Here is a 24,251-nt window from a genome sequence, read left to right as displayed (position 1 = left end):
GGGAAACGATGAACTTTCCGATCATCTCCGCGGACTCGCACATCACCGAGCCTGCCGAGACCTACGTGGATCACATCGATCCCGCCTTTGCGGATCGCGCCCCTCGGCTCGAGGATTGCGGACCGGACATCGGCGACGCATTCGTGATCGACGGGTTTCCCAAGCCGCTTTCCCTTGGAACCGTCGCAGCCGCTGGCAAAAAGGCGGAGGAGATCAAGCTCAAGGGGTCGAGGTTTTCCGATTTGCATAGGGGAGGATGGGACCCCGAGGCGCGCATGGCGGACCAGGTGAGCGATGGGGTCGCTGCCGAGGTGATCTACCCCAGCATCGGGATGGTCATCTGCAACCACCCGGACGTCGATTACAAGAGGGCCTGCTTCGACGCGTACAACCGGTGGCTCTCGGGCTACTGCGCCGCACATCCCGATCGACTCATCGGCCTAGGGCAAACGGCGATGCGCTCCCCAGACGAGGGAATAGCCGATCTCGAGGAGATGAAACGCCTCGGGCTACGGGGCGTGATGATGCCCGGGGAGCCCGGTGTGGACGACTACGACTCGCCCATCTACGACGAGTTCTGGGCGGCGACCGTCGAACTCGAGATGGTGCCATCGTTCCACATCCTGACCATGAAGCCGGGGTTCACGCGCGGACCCAAGATGAACTCGTTCCTATCGATCGTTCGCGGATGTCAGGACGTGATGGGGATGCTCGTGCTCGGTGGGGTGTTCGAGCGCAACCCTCAAGTGCGGGTCGTTTGCGCGGAGGCCGACGCCGGGTGGGTCCCGCACTTCGCATACCGCATGGACCACGCCTACAACCGGCATCGCAACTGGCTTCCCGCCGGGCAGGAGCTCACCCGTTCACCGTCCCAGTACTTCGCCGAGAACGTCTACGTAACTTTCCAGGACGACTGGACCGCGTTCCGCTTCGCCGGCGACATGAACTGGCACCACTTGTTGTGGGCCAACGATTTCCCCCACTCCGACTCGACCTGGCCCTGGAGCCAGGAGCTACTCGCCGAGCACACCAGGCAGCTGTCGGCCGAGCAGAAGCAGGCCATTCTCTCTGCGAACGTCGCCGAGCTCTACGGAATCGACACCAGCAACCTGGCCCTGAGCGTATGACGGAGTTGTGGATCGCCGGCGCCGGCATGCCCGGCAGGACGGCGACCTTCGCCGCCAGGACCGAGCAGGAGGGCTGGGACGGGTTGGCACTTGTGGACTCGCAGAACCTCGCTGTCGACCCCTACGTGCACCTGGGGATCGCGGCTTCGGCGACCGAGCGTCTGAAGCTCGGCACCGGGGTGACCAACCCCTTGACCCGCCACCCAGCGGTGACCGCGGCTGCGATCGCCACCGTCCACATCGAATCAGGGGGCAGAGCGGTCCTCGGTATCGGTCGCGGCGACTCGTCACTGGCGCACCTCGGGCTCGCACCGGCGTCACCTGCGGCATTCGAGCGGTATCTCTCCCGATTGCAGAGATACCTGCGAGGGGAAGAGGTCACCTTCGACCCGACCAACGATGGTGCGGGCTTAGCGCGACCCGCATCGAGTCTCGGTATGGCTGATGCTCCAGAAGGCAGCCGGATCCACTGGATCGCGGGTGCAAGCGATCGAAAGGTTCCGGTGGACGTGGCAGCGACCGGACCCCGCGTGATAGCGATCGCTGCGTCGCTGGCCGACCGAATCACCTTCGCAGTCGGATCCGACGCCGAGCGTCTCAATTGGGCGATGGATGAAGCGAGGCGGGCCGCAGGCGCGGGCTGTCCCCCACTCGGCGCGTACGTACCCGTCGTGGTGCACGCCGATCGCCGGATCGCACGCGAGTTGATCGGCGGAGCGGTTGCCTCGTTCGCGCGCTTCTCTGTCATGCACGGAACCGTCTCGGGACCAGCGAACGAAGTGGAACGGTCCGCCCTGTCCGCGGTACACGAGCGCTACGACATGCATCACCATTTCACCCACGGCTCGCCTCAGAGCCGCGACCTTCCGCCGGAGTTGGTCGACTCGTTCGGAATTGCCGGTCCGCCCTCCTACTGCGTCGACAGGCTTATCCAGATGATCGACCTGGGTTTGGACAAGCTCGTACTGCTCGGCGGAGGTATCGGCATGAACCGTGAGGCTGCACGCGACTCGCGCCGAATGCTCGCGGAACAGGTTCTGCCGAAGCTTCGCTGAGACTCAGCGCCGGTCGGACCCGCCAACCACGAAAGCGTCGGTGCTCGGGTACACGATCGACTCATGACCGTCGTCCCACCGCACCCGGTAATGCTGCCCGCTGGTTCCGCTGACGACTTCAGCGACCTCGCCGGTCTTGCGCCCACCCCCCACCTTGCGGGATTCGACGATGATCTGATCTCCCACGTGCGCGTCCACGACCTAAGCCTCCTGTCTAAACCTTGCGACCAACAAATTGAACAAGGCAAATTGAACAAGGCAAATTGAACAAGGCAAATCGAACAAGGGGAACGGCACAACCCGTTCCCCCTTGCCCGAGCTATTCGGTTGTAAGCCCTGAGTACGACTCGCTCTGCCGACGCTCAATGGTGGGAGACCACGACTGGCGGTTATGGGCCTGTGCCGTCTGTCGCCGGGACCTTCCGCGGCATCAACTTGCATCACCCCACTTTCGAATGGGCACTCCCCGTCACCGCCGTCTGGGCCTTAAACCGCGACTTGGCGACACGACCCAGGGTCTTATCGGATGCGACCCGAAAGGGGCACCGCCAAAGGAACCGGCGGTGAGCGTTCTAAAGAACCCAAGAGCATTGGCACTACCTCGCTCTTGTGATGAGTGACACTTTCCACTCGGCTCGGCCCACACCGAGCCGTACAAACATTTTAGAACCTCGACTGGCGAGTTCAAGCCCCCATTCCTGTCCAGCGAGGCCGCTCTGGTAGAAAAGTCGCCCACTCGGCAGCCCACTCCCGGCGTGACCAGAGCGAGGAGGAGCGAAGTGGGACATCTGGACGGGAAAGTCGCCGTGGTCACCGGCGCGGGTCGAGGGATCGGGCGGGGCGAGGCCCTGCTGCTCGCTGCGGAGGGCGCCAAAGTCGTGGTGAACGATCTCGGTACCGCTCTTGACGGCGGCGGTACAGATCCTTCGCTGGCTCAGCGGGTCGTGGACGAGATCACCGCAAGCGGGGGTGAGGCGGTCGCAAATGACGACGACGTTTCGTCCTGGGCCGGAGCAGAGCGGCTGATCAACCAAGCGGTGGGAACGTTCGGGGACCTCAACGTGCTGGTCAACAACGCGGGTTTCGTCCGCGACCGAATGAGCTTCAATATGAGCGAGCAAGACTTCGAGGCCGTCGTGCTGGTTCATCTGAAAGGGCACTTCGCCCCGGTGCGATTCGCTGCCGCGCACTGGCGGGCGCGATCAAAGGCTGACCAGCCGGTGTACGGCCGGGTGATCAACACAACTAGCGAAGCCGGGCTGTGGGGAACTCCAGGCCAAGCGAACTACGCCGCGGCCAAAGGAGGCATCGCGGCGATGACCCTTACGCTGGCGCGGGAACTCGAGCGATTCGGAGTAACGGTGAATGCGATCTCGCCACGTGCCCGAACCCGCATGACCGAGACTCTTGGGGCCGGTTTTGAGGAGCCCGCAGCGGGCGAAGGCTTCGACGACCTGCATCCGGACAACATCGCGCCGGTCGTCGGTTGGCTGGCGAGCGAGGCAGCGTCAGACGTCAGCGGCCAGGTGTTCGTGGTCACGGGCGGCCGGGTGCATCTCATAGACGGCTACCGCGACGCCTCCGGCATCACTCGCGAGGATCGATGGACGGTCGGCGATCTCATCGAGGCGCAGAGCCAGCTGTTTGGTGAGCGCCGCAGGCGAATACCCCGCTTCGGGATCGGCTTCTGAGGGACCTCGTTTGGCGATTGCGCGGCGTGCCGGGGTTACGAGCGCAGCAACTTCCCTGGCCCGGCGGCCAACCCCTCCTTGGAGGGTTGACCATCGACGCGAATCGGGACCCCGTTGACGAGCGTATGTGTCATCCCCGACGGCGAATCGGCGGTGAGCCTTTCGCCGTTGGCCGGGAAGTCGCGGATCCGGCGGAGCGAGCCCGGAGCGACGGTATCCGGATCGAACACGCAGATGTCCGCGGCCTTGCCCTCGCTGATGATCCCGCGGTCGTTCAGTCCGTAGACCGCCGCCGGTTCACCGGTCAGCTTGTGGATCGCTCGCTCAAGGGGCATCACCTGGCGTTCGCGGACCCAGTTGCCGAGAAGGTCGGTCGCGAAGCAGGCGTCGCAGAGCTGGGAAACATGCGCGCCAGAGTCGGCTAGCCCGAGCAACACGTGGTCGCGGGGAAGGAGCCAGGCGATCCCCTCGGGGTCGTCGTTCGCGAGCACCGACCAGAACCGGCTGTGGAGGGCGTCTCCAAGCGAGATGTCGAGGATCACGTCGAGAGGGGTGCATCCCCACTCCTCGGCGAGATCGACGACCTTGCGGGAGACCAGGTCCGGACGCGACTCGGATTCGGCGACCGACAGCGTCTTCCAGTTGAAGCCGAAGCCTCCGCTCTGACCGCTGAGCTCGGCCCAAGCCGACTCCCGCCATGCGGGATCCCGGTACGCAGCCATCCGCTCGTCGCGCGTACAGCCCATGAGGGCCGAGAACGAAGGCCGCATGTTCAGCGTGAACGGCTCGGCGAGATTCATCTGAAAGACCAACGGACGGCACGAAACCTGGGGCCAGACCTCGGCGCCCCCCTCCCATGCAGCGTCGTGCTCGGCGATGACCTTCTCGTGGTAGGGGTAACCCTGGACGGTTAGTAACGCCGTCCAGGTGAACGGCCGCCCGATCTCCTTCTGGAGCTCGAAGACTTCCTGGTGCTTTATGACCCCGCCAGGAAGCAGCGCCACCACGCCTCGCTTGGACGTGCGCACTGGCTGAAGAAGGGCCCGGAGCTCTTCGACGTCCGCGACCCGCGACGGAACCGGCCGTCCCTTGTCTCCGTTGTGCGTCGGCGAAGCGCTGCTGGCGAATCCCATCGCGCCGGCTTCCATGGCTTCAGCCACGGCGCGTTGCATCCGCTCGATCTCATCGTGTTTGGCGGGACGCTCGTACGCGTCGTCTCCCATCACGTAGAGCCTGACTGCCGTATGTCCGACGTAGCAGCCGTAGTTCAGCGCTGGCTTTCGCCGCTCCACCGCGTCCAGGTACTGGGGAAAGCTCTCGAAGCTGTCCCACGGAACTCCGGCTGACAGCGTGTCGAAGCTCATGTCCTCGACGTGCTGGAGCGTGCGGGCCAAGAGCGACACGCCGTCCGATCGGATCGGCGCGATCGAGAAGCCGCAGTTACCGGCGACGACGGTCGTGACGCCGTGGAAGCATGAAGGGCTCAGCCAGGGGTCCCAGAACACCTGTGCGTCGTAGTGGGTGTGAATGTCGATGAAGCCGGGAGCCACGACCTGCCCCGACGCATCCAGCTCGGTCTTGCCCTCGAGCTTTCCCCCGTCGACGGCAACGATCCGATCGCCAGCGACGGCGACGTCGGCTCTGCGGGCAGGAGCCCCCGTACCGTCGATGACCGTCCCGCCGCGAATGACGACATCAAACTCTGACACGCCTGTCATAGTAGGTTCCTAGGCCGGTGGCAGTCGACGGGAACCAGAATCCGGACGGCGAGGCAGTCGTCCTGAACCACATCGGGCACTGCGTCACGGACCTCGAGCGTGCCGGGCGCTTCTACCAGGAACTATTCGGCTTCGAGCTTGTACGGGAGCTGAAGGTCCCTGACGAGCCGTCCGATCGGCTGCTGCAGGTCGAAGCGCCCCTCGGGATGACGGCGTCGTACATGCGGAAAGGTGACTTCGTACTCGAGTTGCTGCACTTCGACCGGTCTGGCAACCCGCCTGCCCGAAAGCGACCGATGAACGAAGCCGGGCTCACCCATCTGTCCTTCAGCGTCGAAGACGTGCACGAGACGGCAACGCGGGCAACTGACCTGGGCGGGACCTTGGTCGAAGGGACGGACATCGGGGCTGCGCTCTTCGTGCGAGACCCCGATGGACAGCTCATCGAGCTGCTGCCAATGTCCTACTGGAAGTCGCTGCAGGGTTGAGTCACGAAGACGGGCTGAGTCACGAAGCAGTTCTGCGCGTCCGCAGTGGGCAGGGGCCCGGCTAAGCCCCCGGGGGCAGCGGCACCCCGAACAGCTCGGCCGCGTTCCGAAACGTCACCTTGTCGATGATCTCCTGCGGAAGATGTCCGAAGTTTGCCTTCACTCGATCCCACGTCGTTGGCCAGGTCGAGTCGGCGTGCGGGTAGTCGCTCTCCACCATGATGTGATCCGGACCGACCCTCTGGATCACCGCATCCACGCTGCTCGGGTCGTCGATCGTGCAGAACCAGAAGTTCCGGGCCAGAACCTCGCTAGGACGAAGGTCGCTCTTCCAGGCCCTGCTTTCGTTTCCAGAAGCGGAGTGGTCGAGAACGTAGTCCGCTCTGTCGGCCAGCATCGCCACCCAGCCGATGCCACCCTCGGACATCGCGATGCGGAGACGAGGGAACCGCACGCATACCCGCGACCACAACCAGTCGGTGGCCGCCACCAGACTGCTGGCCGGGAACAGAGTCGGGTACAGCTCGAACGGAGGATCGGGCGAAGGCAGCGGCGCCCATCCTGACGATCCGGTGTGCAAGCAGATGACGGTTCCGGTTTCCTCGCACGCGGAAAGGAACGGGTCCCAGTGGCGCGAGTGCAGCGACGGCAAGTCCAGCTTCGACGGTAGCTCGGCGAAGCTCACCGCCTTGAACCCTCGCTCTGCGTTCTTGCGGACCTCCTCTGCCGCTATCTCGGCATCGCGCAGCCAGGTCAGCTGGAGAGGGATTACCCGGCCGGGATATGTGCCCGCCCAGACCTCGAGATGCCAGTCGTTCCACGCCCGGACGCAGGCGAGGCCGAGTTCGGGGTCCTTGCTGTTCGAAAAGACTGCGCCGCAGAAGCCGGCGATGAGCGACGGGAAGCAAACCGACGCCCAGATGCCGCCTGCGTCCATATCCCTGACCCGCTCGTGAATGTCGTAGCAACCCGGGCGCATCTCGTCGAACCGGGCGGGCTCCATGCTCCATTCGTCCCGCGGGCGCCCGACCACGGCGTTGAGTCCCACGTTGGCGTACAAGTTGCCCTCGTAGTCCCACGCCTGCCGGCCGTCTTCGAACTCAACGATCCGCGGCGCCCGGTCGGCGAGGCTGGAGGGCATCCGACCTTCGAAGAGGACGGGTGGTTCGATGAGGTGGTCGTCTACCGAGATGATGGTCGGGCCAGCCATTTGCGTCACCAGCAACGATCGTAGACCGGCGCCGCCCAGACTGTGACACGCACGTCATAGACGGGCGGCTGTCGTTAGAGTCGGGCCGTGAACGACGAGGGGTCGGAGGCGAGCCCCACTATCGCCGGCTACGTGACCGCGCGGAGCGCGGACCCGGGGCCCGGCTTGATCTTCGAGGACACGACTTGGAGCTGGTCGGAGGTCGTCGCCGAATCACGGCGCCGCGCGGCAGCGCTCTCCGAGTTAAGGCGCCCCGGCCCATTTCACGTGGGGGTTCTCCTAGAGAACGTTCCCGAGTACGTCTTCGTTCTCTTCGGTGCAGCGCTCAGCGGCGCGACCGTCGTTGGGATCAACTCGACCAGGCGGGGAGCGGAGCTCGCACGCGATGTCTCGCACACCGACTGCCAGTTCGTCCTCACCGACGAGGCAGGAGGCGTTCTCCTCGATGACCTAGACCTGGGGGCGGCGAGCGGGCGGGTCATCGACGTCGAGTCGGAGCCATACCGCCGATTGCTGGACGGGCAGCCCGCGCAGCGTGATCGGCAGCCGGATCCTCAGGAGCTCTATCTGCTCCTGTTCACCGCCGGTTCGACCGGCGCGCCGAAAGCGGTGCGCATGTCGCAAGGTCGAGCGGCCCGCACCTCCGCGGACTCCGCGATCGCGTTCGGGCCTGCAGACGTTCTCTACTGCTCCATGCCGCTGTTCCACGGCAACGCGCTGCTTGCGAACCTGTTCCCGGCCCTCATAACCGGCGCGTCGGTCGTGCTGCGCCGGAGGTTCTCGGCGTCGTCGTTCGGACCGGATATCCGTCGCCACGGCTGCACCTACTTCAACTACGTCGGGCGCGCGCTGTCCTACATCGTCGCGGTTCCGGAAACACCCGAAGACGGCGACAACCAACTGAAGTGGGCGCTCGGGTCGGAGGCCTCGCCGCAGAACATCGCCGAGTTCACCAGGCGCTTCAACTGCCCCGTGTTCGAAGGGTACGGGTCGAGCGAGAACGCGGTGGTGATATCGCCGGTGGGTGGGATGCCGCCAGGAGCGATGGGCAAACCCAAAGGGGGAATGGATGTCACCGTCGTAGACCCGGCCACCGGGCGAGAATGCTCCCCCGCCAGGTTCGACGTGCACGGCCGGCTGACGAATCCTGAGCAGGCCGTCGGGGAGATCGTGGGGCGCAACACCGCCGACCGTTTTGAGGGCTACTACAACAACCCCGAAGCCGAAGCGCAACGTATTCGCGGCGGCTGGTACTGGACTGGTGACCTCGGGTATCGCGACGCCGAGGATTTTTTCTACTTCGCGGGGCGTAGTGCGGACTGGTTGAGAGTGGACGGGGAGAACTTCTCCGCGGGCGGGGTGGAGAGGATTCTGAACCGGTTTCCGTCTGCGTCCGGGGTGGCGGTGTACGGCGTCCCGGACCCAGTCAGCGGCGATCAGGTGATGGCCGCTCTCGAGATCCCCGCGGGTCAAGCGTTCGACCCCGCCGACTTCGCCGACTTCCTTGCGGGTCAACCGGACCTCGGCACGAAGTGGGCGCCTCGTTTCGTCAGGATCGTCGCTGAGCTTCCGGTCACTGGCGCGCGCAAGCTTGACAAGGCACCACTCCGTAGGGCTGCATGGATCGCAACCGACCCGGTCTGGTGGAGGCCGGACCCGGCGCTGGTCTACCGCCCTTTCACACAAGCAGACGAGGACGCTCTATGTGAGCGGTTTCGGTCCAACGGCCGCAGGGGCTTCTGGCCGCGACCGGACGCCTAGTCGCCGGCACGCCGGCGGACACCGCCAAAGAGCCCGACATGCAGGATCGTGGCGAGGTTGTCGATCAGGGATTCCCGATCGACCGGGACCATTCTGGCCACCGCGTAGAAACTCACCCGCTCGACCATGGAAACCATCGCGAAGGCGGCGATATCCGGGTCGGGTACAGCCGCGCGGTCGGACTCCTGGACTCGCAAGACGAGCTGGTCGATGAACCTGCGCAGCACACGTGCTCCTGTCCTCGCCATCTCCACGTTTTGTGCGTTTGCCTCTGTCCAGGCGCGGATCACCGGGTGGTAGTGCTCGTAGATTCCGTAGAAGCGGTCGAGCCATGATCTGAGTTCGTCGTATCCCGCCTTCGAAGGCTTGATGGGCGGCAGCGACTCGGCGAGTTCACGCATCGCCGCGGTGACGTCGTCGACGAGCGCGAGGAACAGGTCCTGCTTGTTGCGGAAGTAGAGGTAGAAGGTTCCGTGCGATGTCTTCGCGACCTTGACGATGTCGTCTACGCGTGCGGCGTGGTATCCCCGCTCGTCGAACACGACGATCGCGGCTTCGAGGAGCTTCCTGAGGGTTTCCTTGCCTTGCTTTCGGAGCTGGCGGTTCTGCGCGGGTGCGCCACCGGAAGTGGTGGTTGGGCGCTGTTCGGGGGACTTGCCGGGGGCGGTGATCGTGGGAAGCTACCTTGCGACCTGCTCTGCGAGCATCTTCTCGGCCAGTGTGGTCAGTGCGCGTCGATCGACCTTCTGGCTGACCAGCCAGGGCACCTGCTCGTCTTCGATTACGAGGAAATGCGCAGGGACCTTATACGACGACAGCTCTTCCCTCAGCCGCTGGCGCAGCGCGTCGGGTTCGGGTGGCGCCGGCGACTCACCATCGGTTCCAGTCCGCCAAGGCACGACGAGGGCCACCACTTCCTGGCCTTTGATCTCGTGGGGAACCCCGACAACGAAGGCGAGCTTCACATCGTCGTATGCACCAAGGCACCGTTCGACTTCCGCGGGTGCCACGTTGGAGCCTGCGGTCTTGATCAGGTCGGTCTGCCGGCCCGTGAAGAAGAACCATCCGTCGCGGAAGTAGCCGCGGTCTCCGGTGTGGTACCAACCCTCGCTGTCGAATACTTCGGACCGCTCCTGCTTGTACAGGCCGAGCATCATGCTGTACCCGCGGACCAGGACCTCACCCTCATGGCCGTCCGGCGCGTCTTCGCCGGTTTCCGGATCGATGATTCGGTGCTCGGTCCCCGGAACTTCGTGGCCGAACGCACCGCGGTACTGCTCAGGGACCCCAGCAACTTCCTCGTTCACGTTCCAGAAGGTGTGAGGCCCACAGGTCTCCGACATACCCAGGGAGCTGATCGCAAGCGTCGGGTCGGCGGGCCTTCGATCGGGGGGCACCGCCTCGTAGAACGACACACCGCTCCGAAGCGAACTCAAATCCGTCGCAGGAAAGTCGGGGTGCTCCCTCAGGCTTTTGGCAACCGCCGGCCAAGCGGAGATGTTGGTCACCTTCTCCGTCGCGAACATCCGGAGGGCCGCGCCAGGCTCGAACACTTCCTGGGTCAGGAAGCAACCACCGGCGACCATCGCCCGTAGCATGCTGAACGAGAACCCGCCCACCCAGCACAGGGGCATCGGTGTCCAGATGCGCGATTCCGGATCGATGCCCGACAAAGAAGCGAGGTTGTGGGCGTGGCGGATCACACCTCCATGGCTGTGCACCACGCCTTTCGGCTCGCCGGTCGAACCCGATGTGTAGGTCACGAGGAGAACGTCTCCGGGGGCGACATCGTCTTCCAGCCCGTCGACCACGCCGATGAGGGTTTGATCGACGTCTTGACTCAGGGATTCGCCGACCCCACCGTCGGCCCACTCGCGATCGGATGACTCCCATAAGAGCACGCGCCTCAGCTGCGGCAGGCTCGGAAGGGCAAGCGAATCGGACCGCTGCTCGGAGATCTCGGGTGCGATCGATTCCAACCTCGACAGATAGTCGTGCTGGAGGAACTGTCCGACTCCGAGCAAGTACTGGACGTCGGCGTGACGCAGGAACTTGGCCAGTTCGGGCGTCTTGTAGAAGGTGTTGACCGGTATGGCGACGGCCCCGATGCGTGTCGTGGCCGCCCAGGACACCACCCAGTCGGCGCCGTTGGGGAACAGTAGGCCGACCCGGCTGCCCTTCTCGATCCCCATTCGGACGAGGTGCGCCGCCAGGCGGCGCGACATCTCGTCGAGCTCTGAGTAACTCAGCCTCGAGTCCGGCGTGATGACGCAGTCGTTCGCACCAAATCGGTCGCGGCCGGAACGGAGCAGCTCGGGAACGGTCGGCGTGTATTCAGGGAACGAGGGCTCCGCCGGCATGGCGGTGGTCGCGATATGTCGCACGGCTAGAGGCGTCTCTCTGCCGGGTCGACGCGCTCCAATCGAATGAGTGCGTCGCGTTGGTGGGTTTCTGCCATCCATCCCTCACTCGACCGTCGCTCGACTGGTCAGTCGCCGGCCCGCTACATTCGGTTCCACTGTATATGACACGCGCGTCAGGTTTCGCCGTTGAGTGATCTGTTGACCGACCAGCTGAGAATGATGGCCGAGCACTTCCCGGGCGAGATCGCTCACGTGGACCTGGGGCGTGACCGTGCTCTCTTTTTCTCCGAGTGGGACGGCGAATCGGACCGAATCGCCTCTGCGTTGATCGATGCCGGTGTCGCCAAGGGCGACAGGGTGGCGATCTACCTCCCCATGGAAGACTGCCTGGAGTGGATCGTCGCCTACTCGGGGATCCACAAGTCAGGGGCGGTCGCAGTCCCCACCAACACCCGGCTCGCCCGTCGAGAACTCGAGTACGTGCTCGACCACTCCGGCGCAGTCGCTGCCTTCGTCGGCGCGGCTACCCAGTCCGCATTCGATCAGGTCAGATCCTCGCTGCGATCGCTGCGGTGGACCGCGACGACCGGTGAAGCATCGGGAGACCACCACGGATGGGCCGACGTTGGGCGGAGAGGTGACCCGATCCAGGTGCCACTCGACCCGACAGACATGGCTGACATCATCTACACGTCCGGGACTACGGGGCGCCCGAAGGGCGTCGTGGTGAGGCACAGCAACGCCTCGATGATGCCCAACATGCTGCCCAACTGGACCGGTGACGGCTGGCTTCACTCGTCGCCGTTGTTCACTTTCGCCGGGATCTCGTCGCTCTACAACCCGATGAAGCTCGGCATGACCAGTCTCTACCAGCCGCGCTTCGACGCCGGCCAGTGGCTCGACATCGTCGAGCACCGGCGGCCGTCAGCCGTGTTCCTCGTACCCGCGATGGCGCACCTGCTGCTCGCACACCCGCGCTTCGAGGCAGCCGATCTGTCGAGCCTGAAGATGGTGAGCCTCGGGAGCGCCCCCCTGGCCCCGGAGACCTTCCGCCGGCTTCGAGACCGCCTTCCCGGCGCTTGGGTTTCGAACAACTGGGGCATGACCGAAGCCGGATCCGCGTACTGCGTCCTGCCCCCGGAGGAGGCGGAGCGGAGGGTCGGCTCGGTGGGCAGACCGGTCCCGCCCATGACCGTGAAGATCATCGGGGAGGAGGGCGAGGAGCTACCCGCCGGCGAGGTCGGAGAGCTGCTCGTCTCCAACCCGGGCAAGGAACGCGAGTACTTCAACGACACGGAGGCCACCAGGGACGCGTGGCGGGACGGGTGGCTGCACACCGGCGATCTCGCCCGCCTGGACGAGGACGGCTATCTGTACATCGTCGGGAGAGCGAAGGACGTCATCATCCGCGGCGGGAACAACGTCCATGCCTCCGACGTGGAGTCGGTTCTTCTCGAGTATCCCGGGGTTCGTGAGGCCGCGGTCGCAGGCATACCCCATGCGGTTCTCGGGGAAGACGTAGCCGCGTGGATCGTGACGGTGGAAGGCGCGGACGTGGACACGGAGAAGGTGCGCGCTTTTCTGTCCGAGCGGTTGAGCGACTACAAGATCCCTCGCCAGATCTCCTTCGTCGACGAGCTCCCGCGCAACGCCACCGGAAAAGTGGTTAAGCGCGCGCTGGTTGAGCAGCGTCAAGAATGAGGCTTGCCAGGCGCTGACGGTTCCAGGCTTGCGAACCGAACAGCACGTCGTTCTGCTTCACCCGCCGGAAGAGCAGATGGCAGTCGACATCCCAGGTGAACCCGACCCCGCCGTGGACCTGGATGTTTTCGGCGGTGACCATCACTGCGGCCTCTGATACGAACGATTTGCACGCCGCCGCAGCAGAGGCGCGAACCGGGTCGTCGACCTGACTGGCCCACGCGGCCCAGTGGGTGCCGACCCGGGCGAGCTCCAACTGGTGGAGCATGTCGACGATCTTGTGCTTGATTGCCTGGAACGTCGCGATGGGCCGGTCGAATTGCACCCGTTGCTTCGAGTACTCGATCGCCATGCGGAGGGCCTGCTCGCCGGCCCCTACCGTCTCCGCGCAGAGGGCGATCGCGATGTCGTCGCCAATCCTCTCCAGAAGGGCGGTCTGATCGCCCGGCGGTCCGATGCGCCTCGCTCGACGACCGTCAAGGGTGACCCGGGCGACCTTGCGAGTCACGTCGAGTGCCGGGACGAGTTCGCCCGCGGGCCGGTCGAGTGCGAACGAGGCGAGCTTCCCGTCGGGTTCGCGCGCGACTACGACCGCGACGTCCGCGGTGTGGCCGTCTACAACGACGGGTTTCGAACCGTGAAGCTCCCATTCGCCGTCGCTCGACGTCGCGGTCGTGGTAATCGAGTCGAGGGGCGAGCCGCTCTGTCCCTCTTCGATTGCGACGGTGCCCTTGATCGTTCCGGCCGCCAGGCTGCGCTGTAAGCCGGCGTCGCGCAAGTGGATCGCAGCCAGCGTTGCCGCGACCGACGACGAGAAGAACGGTCCCGCAAGCGGCAGCTTGCCCATCTCCTCCTGCAGGACCACGAGGTCGATCAGTCCCAGTCCGGCACCGCCGAACTCTTCCGGCACCAGCATCCCCGTCCAGCCCAGTGAGGCGATCTCGGACCACCACTCGTCGGTGAATCCTCGTTCGTCATCGATCATCCGCCGGGTGTATCCGGCGTCTGAAGGCCTGGTCAGAAAAGAACGGACCGTCTCGCGCAGCGCTTCCTGCTCCGGGCTGAAGGTGAAATCCACGGACGTGATCGTACAAACCCTGACACGCGTGTCACATCCCGGACGGCAGCGCGTTACCTTTGTCCGCGTGGACTTCTCCTACGAACGGGAGGACGAGGAGTTCCGGGCCGAGCTTCGTGCCTGGCTCGACGCCAACCTTCCGGACTTTCGCGACCAGGGCGAGATCGGGCCCGCCCAATCGGACACCACCAAGCGGACGATGCAGCGCCGCCAGGCCTGGCAACGCCGGCTCAACGAGGGCAAGTGGGCGGCCATCAACTGGCCGAGAGAGTGGGGCGGCCGCGAAGCGACGATCATGCAGAACGTCATCTACTCGCAGGAGATGGCCGCCGCGAAGGCCCCCGGCATCTACAACGCCAACGGCATCTGGCAGATCGGCCCGATGATCATCCGCTGGGGCACCGAAGAGCAGAAGCAGATGTGGTTGCCCGGAATCATCAACGCGGACGTTCACTGGTGCCAGGGTTTCACCGAGCCCGAAGCCGGGAGCGACCTCGCCAACCTTCGCACCAAAGCGGTTCGCGACGGCGACGTCTATGTGCTGAATGGCCAGAAGATCTGGATCTCGACTGCGCACCTGGCCAAGTGGGGCCTGTTCCTGGTCCGCACCGACTCCACGGCCATCGAGCGGGGTGCGAAGCACGAGGGAATCACCGCGCTGATCGTCGACATGGAGCTGCCGGGAATCGAATGCAGGCCGATACGCGACGTCACGGGGGAGTGCCTCTTCAACGAGGTCTTCTTCACCGACGCGCAGATCCCGGTCGAGTACCGGCTCGGGGACGAGGGCAACGGTTGGGGTGTCGCGATGGGGACTCTCGGCCACGAACGGGTGGGAACGTCCGGCCTGTCGATCGGGCTCAAGCAGGAGCTGGAGGACATGATCGAGGCCGCACGCAAGCACAACCCGGCGGCTTTGAGCGATCCCGACATCAGGGAGCGGATTGCCCGCATGTGGACACACATCGAGTTCACCCGATTGCTGAACGTGCGTGCTTTGTCGAAGGTTCTCAAGGGTGAAAAGAACTGGCCGGAGGTGCCGTTAGCGAAGCTTCAATGGAGCTTTCTCTCACAGAGCCTGGCCGAGCTCTACATCGACATCCTCGGACCGATAGGAATCCTTGAAAAAGGTGGAGCCGACGCGGTGAACGGCGGTCACGCCGCACACAATTATCCGTGGCAGAGGTATACGTCGATCGGTGCCGGCGCGACGGAAGTGCAGAAGAACATCATCGCCGACAAGGCCATCCAGCTACCGCGCAGGTAGGGGCCGACATGCGAGTTGAAGGTGCGAGGGTTCTGGTTACGGGTGCGAGCTCCGGGATCGGCGCGGCAACTGCCCGGTTGATGGCAAGCATGGGAGCGACCGTCGGGCTCGTGGGCCGCCGGTCGGCGCTCCTGCAGTCCGTTCTCGACGGTTGCAAGAAGGACTCCCCGGCGAGCCGGATGTGGGTCGCCGATCTTGGCGACCTGGACCTTGCCGAACGATTGGTCGACGAGGCCTGGGACGAGTTCGGGGGTCTCGAGGTGCTCGTGAACAACGCGGCGATCCCGAAACGCCGTGCTGTAACCGAGCTGACCACCGACGAAGTCGAGCTCACCCTTCGGGTCAACTTCCTTTCGCCCGCCCGCATGACTCTGCGCCTGCTACCCCGCCTGCTCGAAGGCCCCGGAGGGGTGATCGTGAACGTCGCCAGCACGGGCGGAAGGCTCGGCATCCCCCACGAAGCCGCGTACTGCGCCAGCAAGTTCGCGCTGACGGGTTGGAGCGAGTCGATGGCTATCGACCTCGCGGGCACCAACGTGGCGGTGCGCTTGATCCAGCCAGGCCCGATCGACACCGACATCTGGGACCGGCCCGGAGAGGACCCGGCGTTGTTCGAGATTCCCAAGGTTCCGCCGCTCGTCGTTGCGGAGGGCATCGTCGCGGCGATCGAAGGTGACCGGTTCGAGCACTACCTCCCGGACATGAAGGAGATAGTCACCGGCAAGGACGCAGACATCGACTCCTACATTTCGGGAATCGCGTCAGTGATCCCGGCAAGGGGCACCGTTGTGCCTGGAGGATCGGAGGACACATGAAGGCACTCTTGTGGGGCGTTGACGCAGAGCCCTGGGACCCGCCGGCAGAGGCCGCTTCGAACAGGCTGCTCGGAAATCTTGCCGTCACCCCGATGCGGCTCATGGAGGTGAACGACACCAAGCCGCTCAGGCCCGACTGGGTCGTGACCCGTCCTTTGCTGGTCGGGATCTGCGGCTCTGACTCGAAGATGGCGTTGCTCGACTTCGGCGACGAGGACACCGACAACGCCATGGCCGGCCTCTGCTCCTTCCCACAAGTAATGGGCCACGAGGTGGTGGCCGAGGTCGTCGAGCTCGGACCTTCAGCTACCGGCGTGGAAGTCGGTCAGCGGGTCGTGTTGAACCCGTGGCTCTCCTGCGTGCCGCGCGGAATCTCTCCGCTGTGCGCGTCGTGCGAAGTAGGCGACTACAGCCTCTGTTACAACTTCACCGCCGGCGACATCGCAGTAGGTATCCATATCGGATTGTCGAGCGACGCGACCGGAGGGTACGCGGAGCTGATGCCGGCTCACCCGACCATGCTGTTCCCGGTACCCGACGCGGTGCGCGACGAGCAGGCGGTGCTGGCAGATCCGTTTTCCGTTTCGCTGCACGCGGTTACCCGTCACGCGCCGCCAGCGGGGGGCCGGGCGCTCGTGTACGGGGCGGGCGCTTTGGGAACGGCGGCCCTCGGAGTGCTTCGAGCCCTGTACCCCGACGTCGAGGTTGCGGTGATCGCGCGTTTCGACGCTCAGGCTTCGCTGGCTCGGAAGCTGGGAGCGTCGGTGGTGCTGCCTCCGGACGACCGGATGCAGATCATCGAGGAGCTCGCCGCGTGGTCCGGCGGGAAGCTGGTCGGCGGCACCACCGGGCTTCCCATGTGCCATCCCGGCGGGATCGACGTCGTTTACGACACCATCGGTAAACCTGAAACACTGGAAGTGGGCGTTAGACTGCTGCGAGCGCGTGGGACTCTGGTTAAGTCCGGTTTTCATGCGCCGGGTCGCTGGGAGTGGAGCCCCTTGTACTTCAAGGAGCTCAACTGGGTCGGTTCGAACGCCTTCGGTGTTGAGGAGGTCGAAGGCGTTCGCCGGCACGCCATCGAGCACTACCTCGAACTTGTTCAAGAGGGGCGGGTCGACATCACCCCGATGCTCACGCATACGTTCCGGCTTTCCGAGTGGCGGGACGCCTTCGCGGCGCTCGCAGACCAGGCGTCGAGCGGGGCGATCAAGGTCGCCTTCGACCACCGGTAGTTGCCTGGTGGTCGGGCGCGGTTACGCCGCCCCGGGGACTCACTGGGCGTGAAATGTGCGTTCGGGAGTGGATTCAGGCAATCGATGGCACGAATCCACTCCCAAACCGAGATTCACCCGCCCAAACGTGAGCAACCTTAGGAAGCTCGCCTAGGCCCACGCCTACCCGAGGCGCTCGATGACCGTGCAGTTGGCCTGCCCGCCGCCCTCGCACATCGTCTGCAGCCCGTAACGCCCTCCGGTCGCCTCGAGGTGGTTGAGCAGAGTGGCGGTCATGCGTACCCCGCTCGCGCCGAGTGGGTGACCTATCGCGATCGCGCCGCCGCGAGGGTTGAGCAACTCCGGATCGGGTGAGAACTCTCGCGCCCACCGTAGAACGATCGCGGCGAACGCCTCGTTGCATTCGATGGCGTCGAAGTCGGCGATCTTCATCCCGGAACGGTCGAGGAGCCGGCGGGTCACCCGGTTGGGAGCAGACAACACGAGGACCGGATCTTCTGCCCCGACCGCGAAATGGATCAGCCGGGCGCGGATCGGCAGCCCGAGCCGCTCCGCGGTGGACCGGTCTGCGATGAGAGCGGCCGCCGCTCCATCGGTCATCTGCGAAGAGTTGCCGGCGGTGATCCCCGGCGCGGTCTCCGGTTCCCACGACTGCGCCGGCGGAAGCGCCGCGAGCGCCTCCATCGTCGAGTTGGGACGGATCCCCTCGTCCGATTCGAGCACCGCGTCGGTCAGCTCGCCCGACTCGGGATCCTTGATCGGGACGGGGAGGATCTCCTTCGCGAAGTGGCCGCTTTGGGTTGACTCCGCCGCGCGACGGTGGCTTTCCAGCGCGTAGGCGTCCATCTCCTCGCGGGTGATCCCCTCCTGATCGGCAAGAACCTGCGCGACCCGGAACTGCGCCCACAGCTGGTTGTCGATCTCGCTCATGAAGGCCGGCGAGAACGGACCGGTTCCGCCGCGCGCGTTCGAAGCCATCGGCACCCGGGACATCGACTCGACGCCGCACGCGATGGCCAGGTCGTACATGCCCGACATCACGCTGGCCGCCACGAAGTGGAGCGCTTGCTGCGAAGAGCCGCACTGCCGGTCAACGCTCGTGGCGGAGAGCGTCCACGGAAGTCCGCCGGCGATGACCGCGTTCCTGCCGACGTTGCAGCCCTGTTCTCCCGACTGCGTGACGCAACCGCAGACGACGTCGTCCAGGAGCTCAGGGTCGACCCCATTTCGGTAGACCAGGTGGCGCAGCGTGAACCCGAGGAGATCGGTCGGATGCCATCCCGCCAGGGCACCGTTGCGCTTGCCGAACGCGGTTCGCGTCAAGTCGACGATCACTGCCTCACGCACGGCCACCACGGGACTCCTTCCTGTCGATCATCCTGTTGACCCCGTCGCCGCCGGCGTCCAGGCGCACTTCGGCACCAACCCACTCGTCCTTCTCCATGTCGGTCAGTACCGCCTGGTCCTCGATCCGAGCGTAGGCCCGCTTGCCGTCGGGCAGATCGCAGACGGCCAGACCCCACTCGGGTTCACCGCTCTTTGAATGGACCACCGAGTAGGCGGCGACCGTCGCGTCGCCAGCGTAAACGTCCTGAATCGCCCTGCCCGCACCGGGTACCACCACCTGACTCGCTCCACCCTCACCAGCAGCGAGAGCAGCTACCACGTTCTCGTCGGGCGGCGCCGATCGATAGACGCCGAACGCGTGCTTGGTCATGTGCATTCCGACACCGCTGACCATCCCGTAGGCGCCAGGCGTGTCGCGAAGCTTCTCGACCATCGCGGCGGTGCTGTGAAGCATGTAGCCGCTTCCCGGACCGCCGGCGAAGGGGAGGCCACCGGTAACCGTCAAGCCGCGCGAATCGTCGGGCTGGAGACCGAGAACGTCGCACGCGAAGTTCAGCGAGCTCCCGAAACAGCTGTACAGGTCGAAGAACGAGATGTCGTCGACACCGATCCCGGCCGACGACAGCGCTGACGCGGAAGCGGAACTCATCGCCGGTGAGGCCCACATCGGCTCGTGTTCGGCGACGTAGACGGGATCGAGCGCGTAACCGGTCCCGTGCAGGTACACGCGCCGGTCGGAGCCGATCCCGAGGCTGTCGGCCGCCTCGTCGCTGGCAATGACGACCGCCGCGGCCATGTCGACATCCATCACCGACACCATGGTCTTGGTGTAGGGGTAGCCGACCATCCGGTTCGACGGGGTGGGCTCGATCAGCTCGCCGGCGCTGCGCCGGGAAGGGAACCACGCATGCGGATTCGATGCCGCGACATCGCTCAGCCGTGCGAGGAGGTCGCCCAGAGCGCGCCTGTAGCCATCGGGATCCACGCCCAGATGCGCCCGGCGGGCGACGTCGAACACCGCGAAAGTCAGCCACGCCTGGAAGACGGAATGGGCGATCTCCGCCGGGTGAAACGGCTCCTCGAAGGGGAACGGTTTCTTCTCCGGGTCGCGGTGGGACCACGCGAGCCTCTCGCCGGCCTTCTTCGCCCTGCGGACCGTGTCGAGCGCCTCGCCGCTTACCACTACCGCCACGTCCAAGTCGCCGGCGGCGATGGCAGCGGCAGCTCGAGCCACGAGCAGATGCGGTGTCGTCCCTCCTATGCCGGAATAGACCTGGCGGGCCGGCGAGATGCCGAGGGCCGACGCCAACCGGCCGGCGGGGTCGTCATACGGCCAGCTCTGGCAGTACAGGACGTCCAGGCTGCCAACACGCCCCAGCACAGCGCGGGGAGACGCTCCGGTATCGTCGGCCGCAGCCTCAGCGACTTCCTGCCACATCAACAGGGGCTCCGGGGCGGGGTCCGGTCCAGGGTGCCATGTCCTTTGCGCAGCGCCGATGATGCACGGCGCGGTGCGAGATCCGTTACTGGGTGACCCGCCGCTCAACGGCCTTTCCATTCCGGTGCCCGCTTCTCGGCGAACGCGGCCGGGCCCTCTTTGGCGTCATCGCTGGAGAACACCTTCGTTGCCAGCTCGCTCTCGATCTTGTACGCCTCGTGCATGTCGACACCGAGCCCGCGAAGCACGCTCTCCTTGGTCGCCTGGACGGCGAGCGGGGCGTTGGCGGTGATCCGCGACGCCCAATCCCGTGCCCGATCCATCAATTCTTCTGGAGCGACGATCTCGTTGACCAGACCGAGCTCCAAGGCTCTCTCCGCTGGAAATGCCTCGGCGGTGAGCAGGAATTCCATCGCGGCCGGATAGTTGAGCTGACGGGGGAGCCTGACCGTGGTGCCACCGCCGGCGAACAGTCCCCTCTTCGGTTCCATGACACCGAACTTCGCACGCGGAGTGGCAACTCGTATGTCCACGCCTCCGAGCATTTCCATGCCGCCCGCGACGCAAGGTCCGTCGACCGCAGCGATGATCGGCTTGTAGATGGTGAGGCTTCTGAGCACGGCGTCGGTCCCGTCTCTGAGCTGGCAGCCGTCCAACTCGGTGACCTCTCCCTTGGCAATCTGCTTTTGCAAGGCGGTGATCTGCGGGATGTAAGTCTTCAGGTCGGCCCCGGTCATGAAGTTGCCCTCCACGCCGGTGATGATCGCAATCCAGGCGTCTTCGTCGTCACGAAAACGCCGCCACGCGTTCGCCAGGTCACGGAAGTGGTACAGGTCCAGCGAGTTGCGAGCCTCGGGCCGGTCGATGGTTATGACGACAACGTGGTCGCCTCCGAGCTCGTAGTGAATCGGCACGTCTAGAGCGGGTTCTGGCGGAGATACCCGTAGATGCCGGCGAAGCCCTCGTTCACCTGCTCGGGGAGGTGTTGAACCTGCCCGAGGACCGTGGCGCCAAACACAATGTGAGCGCTTCGCTCGACGAGCGCGGTGATGTGCAGGACCGTCGACGGCTTGGGGCCCACCGCGACCATGCCGTGATTCGCGATCAGCGCGGCGCCGCGCCCTTCGAGAGCTTTCACCGCCTGCTCGCCGACATCCGGGGTCCCGCTGGCGGCGTAGTCGGTGCAGCGCACGTCTCCACCGACGAAGATCGCAAACTCGTCGATGCACGCGGGTATCGACGTGTGGGTGATCGCGAACATCGTGGCGTGAACCGGGTGCGAGTGGATCACCGATCCGACGTCGTCGAAGGCCCGGTAGCAGGCCAGGTGGAGAAGCTTCTCGGAAGACGGTGACCGGCCTTCCTTCGCCGACAAGGTCTTACCGTCCGGGTCGATCACCACGAGGTCGTCGAGCTGCATGTCCTCGTAGTCGACCGATGACGGAGTGATCACGATGCTTCCGTCGGCCTGGCGAGCGGAGATGTTCCCGGCCGTTCCCTCGACGAGGCCCTTGCGTAGCATGTCCTTCGCTGCGGCGAGCACCGCCTCCGGGGCGTTTTCGACGTGCCTCACGAGTACACCTCCGGGTTGGCGAGGTTCAGGGGTTGTTGCCCCTCCAAAAGGCGGGCCAGGTCGTCGGCGACCATCGACGCTTGTCGCGACTCGGTGTCCCAGGTCGCGCCGCCGATGTGCGGGGTCAACAGGACGTTGTCCATGCCGATCAAGGGGTGGTCTTCGGGGAGATGCTCTCCGACGAAATGATCCAAAGCTGCACCCGCCAGCGGACCCGAGCGGAGCGCGGCGACCAGCGCGTCGGTGTCGTGAAGCTGAGCCCGTGCCGTGTTCACGTACAGAGATCCCGGGCGCATTGCTGCAAACTGGTCCGCACCGATCATGCCGGTGGTTTCCGGCGTGACGGGGGCGTGCATGGAGATGAGGTCGGACCGCTCCAATAGCTCGTCCAACGAGAGCTTGGCCTCGTCGCTGTACGGATCGTGGGCGACGACTGTCATCCCCAAACCTTCGAGCCGCCAGCGCAGTGCCCGCCCAACCGCCCCGAGCCCCACCAACCCGGCGGTCCGGCCGGACAGCTCCCATGCACGGAATCGCTGGTACGGGATCTTCCCGTCGCGGTAAACGGCGCCCGCTCGCACATCGGCGTCTGCGGCGCGAATGTGGCGATTCAGTGCAAACACGAGGGCGACCGCGAGCTCGGCGACCGCATCGGCATTGCGCCCGGGGCATCGCAGGACGGGAACGCCGGCCTTCGTCGCGGCGCCCAGGTCAACGTTGACCGGATCGGCTCGGGTGGCCGCGACGACTCGTAGCGGCAGTTCCAGTACTTCCGGGCCGATCATGTCGGCCTCGACGATCAGAACGTCGGCGCGTTCGCGTTCGGCGCGCTCCCTGAGTTGAACCGATGAGTAGATCCTGAGCGGGTTCTGATCGATCCAGGGGTCGTACACGACGTCGGCGAGATCCCGAAGCAACGAAAGGCCGGGTCCCTGAAGCGGAGCGGTTATCAGGGCGCGGGGCCGGTCTGTTTCGTCCACGGCACCATCCTGTCGTACTCTGACGCTCGTGTCATATTCGGGGGATCCATTGCCTCAGGTGACCGTTGGCATCGACATCGGCACGACGTCGGTCAAAGCCGTGGCCGTCGACGACAAAGGGACTGTCCTCGCGCGGTCGCGCGTCCCGCACCGCATCATCGTGCCGTCCGAAGGTCGGATGGAGCACGACGCCAGGCGGGCATGGATAAGCGGACCGGTAAAGGCGTTGAAGATGCTGGGGGCGATAGACGCCAAGGGTGTTGCGGTATCCGCGATGGTCCCGTCGATGACGGCCGTCGACCGGCGCGGCCGCCCGGTGACGCCCGGGTTGCTGTACGGCGACGAGCGCGGCCGTATCAACGCCGGATCGCACCAAGGCACGGAGGGCGACGGACCGGAGGGGACCGGGGAGATCGTCGGTTTTCTCCGCTGGACGGTTGAGCAGGCGCCGGGAGCGCACGGTTACTGGCCGGCTCAAGCGGTCGCCAACAAATCACTGGGAGGCTCGCCGGCCGTTGACTACGGCGTTGCGTTCACTTCGCTGCCACTGTTTCGCGACCACGGTTGGGACGAAGAGATCTGCGATCAGTTCGGCGTGAGAGCGGACCAGTTGGCGGTGCTGGAATTTCCGGGTGCCCAGGTCGGCAAGCTGTTCGGAGACGGCCCCGCGCTCGCCGCCGGGACGGTCGACGTGTGGTGCGAGCAGCTGGTGGCCGGTGCGGACGACCCCGGCGACGTGCACGTGGTGTGCGGCACGACGCTCATCATTTGGGCGATGAGCACTGAGCCCGTGTCGGCCCCGGGGCTTTGGAGTGTCCCCGGCGCGAAGGGACTCCACATGGTGGGCGGTGCCAGCAACGCCGGCGGTCTTTTTCTCGACTGGGCCAACCGGATGATCGGACGGGACTCAACCGGAGACCGTGTGGATCCGGCAAACGTCCCGGTGTGGGCGCCTTACCCGCGCGGCGAGAGAACCCCGTACCACGACCCGGCGATGAGAGCCTCGCTGCACGGGTTGAACCTGACCCACGGACCGGCTGCGCTGCACCGGGCGGGGTGGGAGGCGTCGGCGTTCGTCGTGCGACACCACCTGGAGCTCGCCGGTGTGAAAGCGCGGCGCCTCGTGGTCACCGGCGGCGGGACGAAGGTCGACGGGTGGATGCGCGCCCTCGCCGACGTGACCGCGCTGCCGGTTCACGTGGCGGCCGACCCAGAAGGAGCAGCGCGGGGCGCGGCGTTTCTCGCAAGGGTCGCGGCAGGACTCGAGTCGGACGTGAACGACGCAGCTCGTTGGGCGCGCACCGGCCACATCGTCGAGCCGGACGAGCTGTGGGTCCGCGGGGCCGACGAGCGCTACGCCCTGTTTCTCGACCGATCCGGTTCGGCGGCGGCAGGCTAGGGAGG

The 24,251-nt window shown here is 65.4% G+C and carries 21 protein-coding genes; 10 read left to right on the top strand and 11 right to left on the bottom strand.

Annotated features, from left to right (window positions below; genetic code table 11):
- The first annotated feature begins 8 nt into the window (after window positions 1-8).
- Window positions 9-1,127 (top strand): amidohydrolase family protein, encoded by a 1,119-nt coding sequence (locus tag VFZ97_04020; protein ID HEX6392583.1) that lies wholly within the window; start codon window positions 9-11, stop codon window positions 1,125-1,127.
- Window positions 1,124-2,182: an LLM class flavin-dependent oxidoreductase gene (locus VFZ97_04015; protein HEX6392582.1), complete on the top strand. Its 1,059-nt coding sequence runs from the start codon at window positions 1,124-1,126 to the stop codon at window positions 2,180-2,182. Before VFZ97_04020 ends, VFZ97_04015 begins: the two co-directional genes overlap by 4 nt.
- Before the next feature lie 3 nt (window positions 2,183-2,185).
- On the opposite strand, the gene VFZ97_04010 is transcribed toward VFZ97_04015, so the two are convergent.
- Window positions 2,186-2,380 (bottom strand): DUF1918 domain-containing protein, encoded by a 195-nt coding sequence (locus tag VFZ97_04010; protein ID HEX6392581.1) that lies wholly within the window; start codon window positions 2,378-2,380, stop codon window positions 2,186-2,188.
- A gap of 581 nt (window positions 2,381-2,961) precedes the next feature.
- Between VFZ97_04010 and VFZ97_04005 the strand changes: the two genes are divergently transcribed.
- On the top strand, window positions 2,962-3,873 hold the full coding sequence (locus tag VFZ97_04005) for an SDR family oxidoreductase (protein HEX6392580.1): 912 nt from the start codon (window positions 2,962-2,964) through the stop codon (window positions 3,871-3,873).
- 35 nt (window positions 3,874-3,908) lie between these two features.
- Here the strand turns inward: VFZ97_04005 and VFZ97_04000 are convergent, their stop codons facing one another.
- Window positions 3,909-5,582: an amidohydrolase family protein gene (locus VFZ97_04000; protein ID HEX6392579.1), complete on the bottom strand. Its 1,674-nt coding sequence runs from the start codon at window positions 5,580-5,582 to the stop codon at window positions 3,909-3,911.
- 26 nt (window positions 5,583-5,608) lie between these two features.
- Between VFZ97_04000 and VFZ97_03995 the strand changes: the two genes are divergently transcribed.
- Window positions 5,609-6,079: a VOC family protein gene (locus tag VFZ97_03995; GenBank protein ID HEX6392578.1), complete on the top strand. Its 471-nt coding sequence runs from the start codon at window positions 5,609-5,611 to the stop codon at window positions 6,077-6,079.
- Between the two features lie 61 nt (window positions 6,080-6,140).
- On the opposite strand, the gene VFZ97_03990 is transcribed toward VFZ97_03995, so the two are convergent.
- Window positions 6,141-7,289 (bottom strand): amidohydrolase family protein, encoded by a 1,149-nt coding sequence (locus tag VFZ97_03990; protein ID HEX6392577.1) that lies wholly within the window; start codon window positions 7,287-7,289, stop codon window positions 6,141-6,143.
- Window positions 7,290-7,376: 87 nt separating this feature from the next.
- Between VFZ97_03990 and VFZ97_03985 the strand changes: the two genes are divergently transcribed.
- A complete protein-coding gene (locus VFZ97_03985; protein HEX6392576.1) occupies window positions 7,377-9,050 on the top strand; it encodes an AMP-binding protein in 1,674 nt (557 codons plus the stop codon).
- On the opposite strand, the gene VFZ97_03980 is transcribed toward VFZ97_03985, so the two are convergent.
- Window positions 9,047-9,721: a TetR/AcrR family transcriptional regulator gene (locus tag VFZ97_03980; protein ID HEX6392575.1), complete on the bottom strand. Its 675-nt coding sequence runs from the start codon at window positions 9,719-9,721 to the stop codon at window positions 9,047-9,049. The two genes, VFZ97_03985 and VFZ97_03980, sit on opposite strands and share 4 nt — an antisense overlap.
- Before the next feature lie 9 nt (window positions 9,722-9,730).
- A complete protein-coding gene (locus VFZ97_03975; GenBank protein ID HEX6392574.1) occupies window positions 9,731-11,410 on the bottom strand; it encodes a class I adenylate-forming enzyme family protein in 1,680 nt (559 codons plus the stop codon).
- Between the two features lie 189 nt (window positions 11,411-11,599).
- On the opposite strand from VFZ97_03975, the gene VFZ97_03970 reads away from it, so the two are divergent.
- Window positions 11,600-13,114, top strand: coding sequence for a class I adenylate-forming enzyme family protein (locus VFZ97_03970; GenBank protein ID HEX6392573.1), 1,515 nt, complete (start codon window positions 11,600-11,602; stop codon window positions 13,112-13,114).
- On the opposite strand, the gene VFZ97_03965 is transcribed toward VFZ97_03970, so the two are convergent.
- Entirely contained in the window at window positions 13,080-14,192 is a 1,113-nt protein-coding gene (locus tag VFZ97_03965) for an acyl-CoA dehydrogenase family protein (GenBank protein ID HEX6392572.1), read from the bottom strand. The two genes, VFZ97_03970 and VFZ97_03965, sit on opposite strands and share 35 nt — an antisense overlap.
- A gap of 67 nt (window positions 14,193-14,259) precedes the next feature.
- Here VFZ97_03965 and VFZ97_03960 point away from each other — a divergent pair, with 67 nt between their 5' ends.
- Genes VFZ97_03960 through VFZ97_03950 form a run of 3 tightly spaced genes read left to right on the top strand, consistent with a single transcriptional unit; the run spans window position 14,260 to window position 17,509 of the window.
- Window positions 14,260-15,459 carry an acyl-CoA dehydrogenase family protein gene (locus VFZ97_03960; GenBank protein ID HEX6392571.1) on the top strand — a complete coding sequence of 400 codons (1,200 nt, stop codon included), beginning with the start codon at window positions 14,260-14,262 and terminating at the stop codon, window positions 15,457-15,459.
- Between the two features lie 8 nt (window positions 15,460-15,467).
- Window positions 15,468-16,274, top strand: a complete 807-nt coding sequence (locus VFZ97_03955; protein ID HEX6392570.1) for an SDR family oxidoreductase — start codon at window positions 15,468-15,470, stop codon at window positions 16,272-16,274.
- Window positions 16,271-17,509 (top strand): alcohol dehydrogenase catalytic domain-containing protein, encoded by a 1,239-nt coding sequence (locus tag VFZ97_03950; protein ID HEX6392569.1) that lies wholly within the window; start codon window positions 16,271-16,273, stop codon window positions 17,507-17,509. The genes VFZ97_03955 and VFZ97_03950 overlap by 4 nt, the downstream gene beginning before the upstream one ends.
- Window positions 17,510-17,671: 162 nt before the next feature.
- Here the strand turns inward: VFZ97_03950 and VFZ97_03945 are convergent, their stop codons facing one another.
- The 5 genes from VFZ97_03945 to VFZ97_03925 are packed head-to-tail and all read right to left on the bottom strand — an operon-like array spanning window position 17,672 to window position 22,847.
- Window positions 17,672-18,862 carry a thiolase family protein gene (locus VFZ97_03945; GenBank protein HEX6392568.1) on the bottom strand — a complete coding sequence of 397 codons (1,191 nt, stop codon included), beginning with the start codon at window positions 18,860-18,862 and terminating at the stop codon, window positions 17,672-17,674.
- Window positions 18,849-20,414 (bottom strand): hypothetical protein, encoded by a 1,566-nt coding sequence (locus VFZ97_03940; GenBank protein HEX6392567.1) that lies wholly within the window; start codon window positions 20,412-20,414, stop codon window positions 18,849-18,851. Before VFZ97_03940 ends, VFZ97_03945 begins: the two co-directional genes overlap by 14 nt.
- Window positions 20,399-21,208, bottom strand: coding sequence for an enoyl-CoA hydratase-related protein (locus VFZ97_03935; protein ID HEX6392566.1), 810 nt, complete (start codon window positions 21,206-21,208; stop codon window positions 20,399-20,401). The genes VFZ97_03940 and VFZ97_03935 overlap by 16 nt, the downstream gene beginning before the upstream one ends.
- 2 nt (window positions 21,209-21,210) lie before the next feature.
- On the bottom strand, window positions 21,211-21,867 hold the full coding sequence (locus tag VFZ97_03930) for an L-fuculose-phosphate aldolase (protein ID HEX6392565.1): 657 nt from the start codon (window positions 21,865-21,867) through the stop codon (window positions 21,211-21,213).
- On the bottom strand, window positions 21,864-22,847 hold the full coding sequence (locus VFZ97_03925) for an NAD(P)-dependent oxidoreductase (protein ID HEX6392564.1): 984 nt from the start codon (window positions 22,845-22,847) through the stop codon (window positions 21,864-21,866). The genes VFZ97_03930 and VFZ97_03925 overlap by 4 nt, the downstream gene beginning before the upstream one ends.
- A gap of 28 nt (window positions 22,848-22,875) precedes the next feature.
- Between VFZ97_03925 and VFZ97_03920 the strand changes: the two genes are divergently transcribed.
- Window positions 22,876-24,246 (top strand): FGGY-family carbohydrate kinase, encoded by a 1,371-nt coding sequence (locus VFZ97_03920; GenBank protein HEX6392563.1) that lies wholly within the window; start codon window positions 22,876-22,878, stop codon window positions 24,244-24,246.
- Window positions 24,247-24,251 lie beyond the last annotated feature (5 nt).

This window comes from Acidimicrobiales bacterium (assembly GCA_036378675.1).
GTDB lineage: Bacteria > Actinomycetota > Acidimicrobiia > Acidimicrobiales > Palsa-688 > DASUWA01.
The sequence above is the reverse complement of the archived record's forward strand: the minus strand, read 5'-3'. Positions and strand labels throughout refer to the sequence as shown.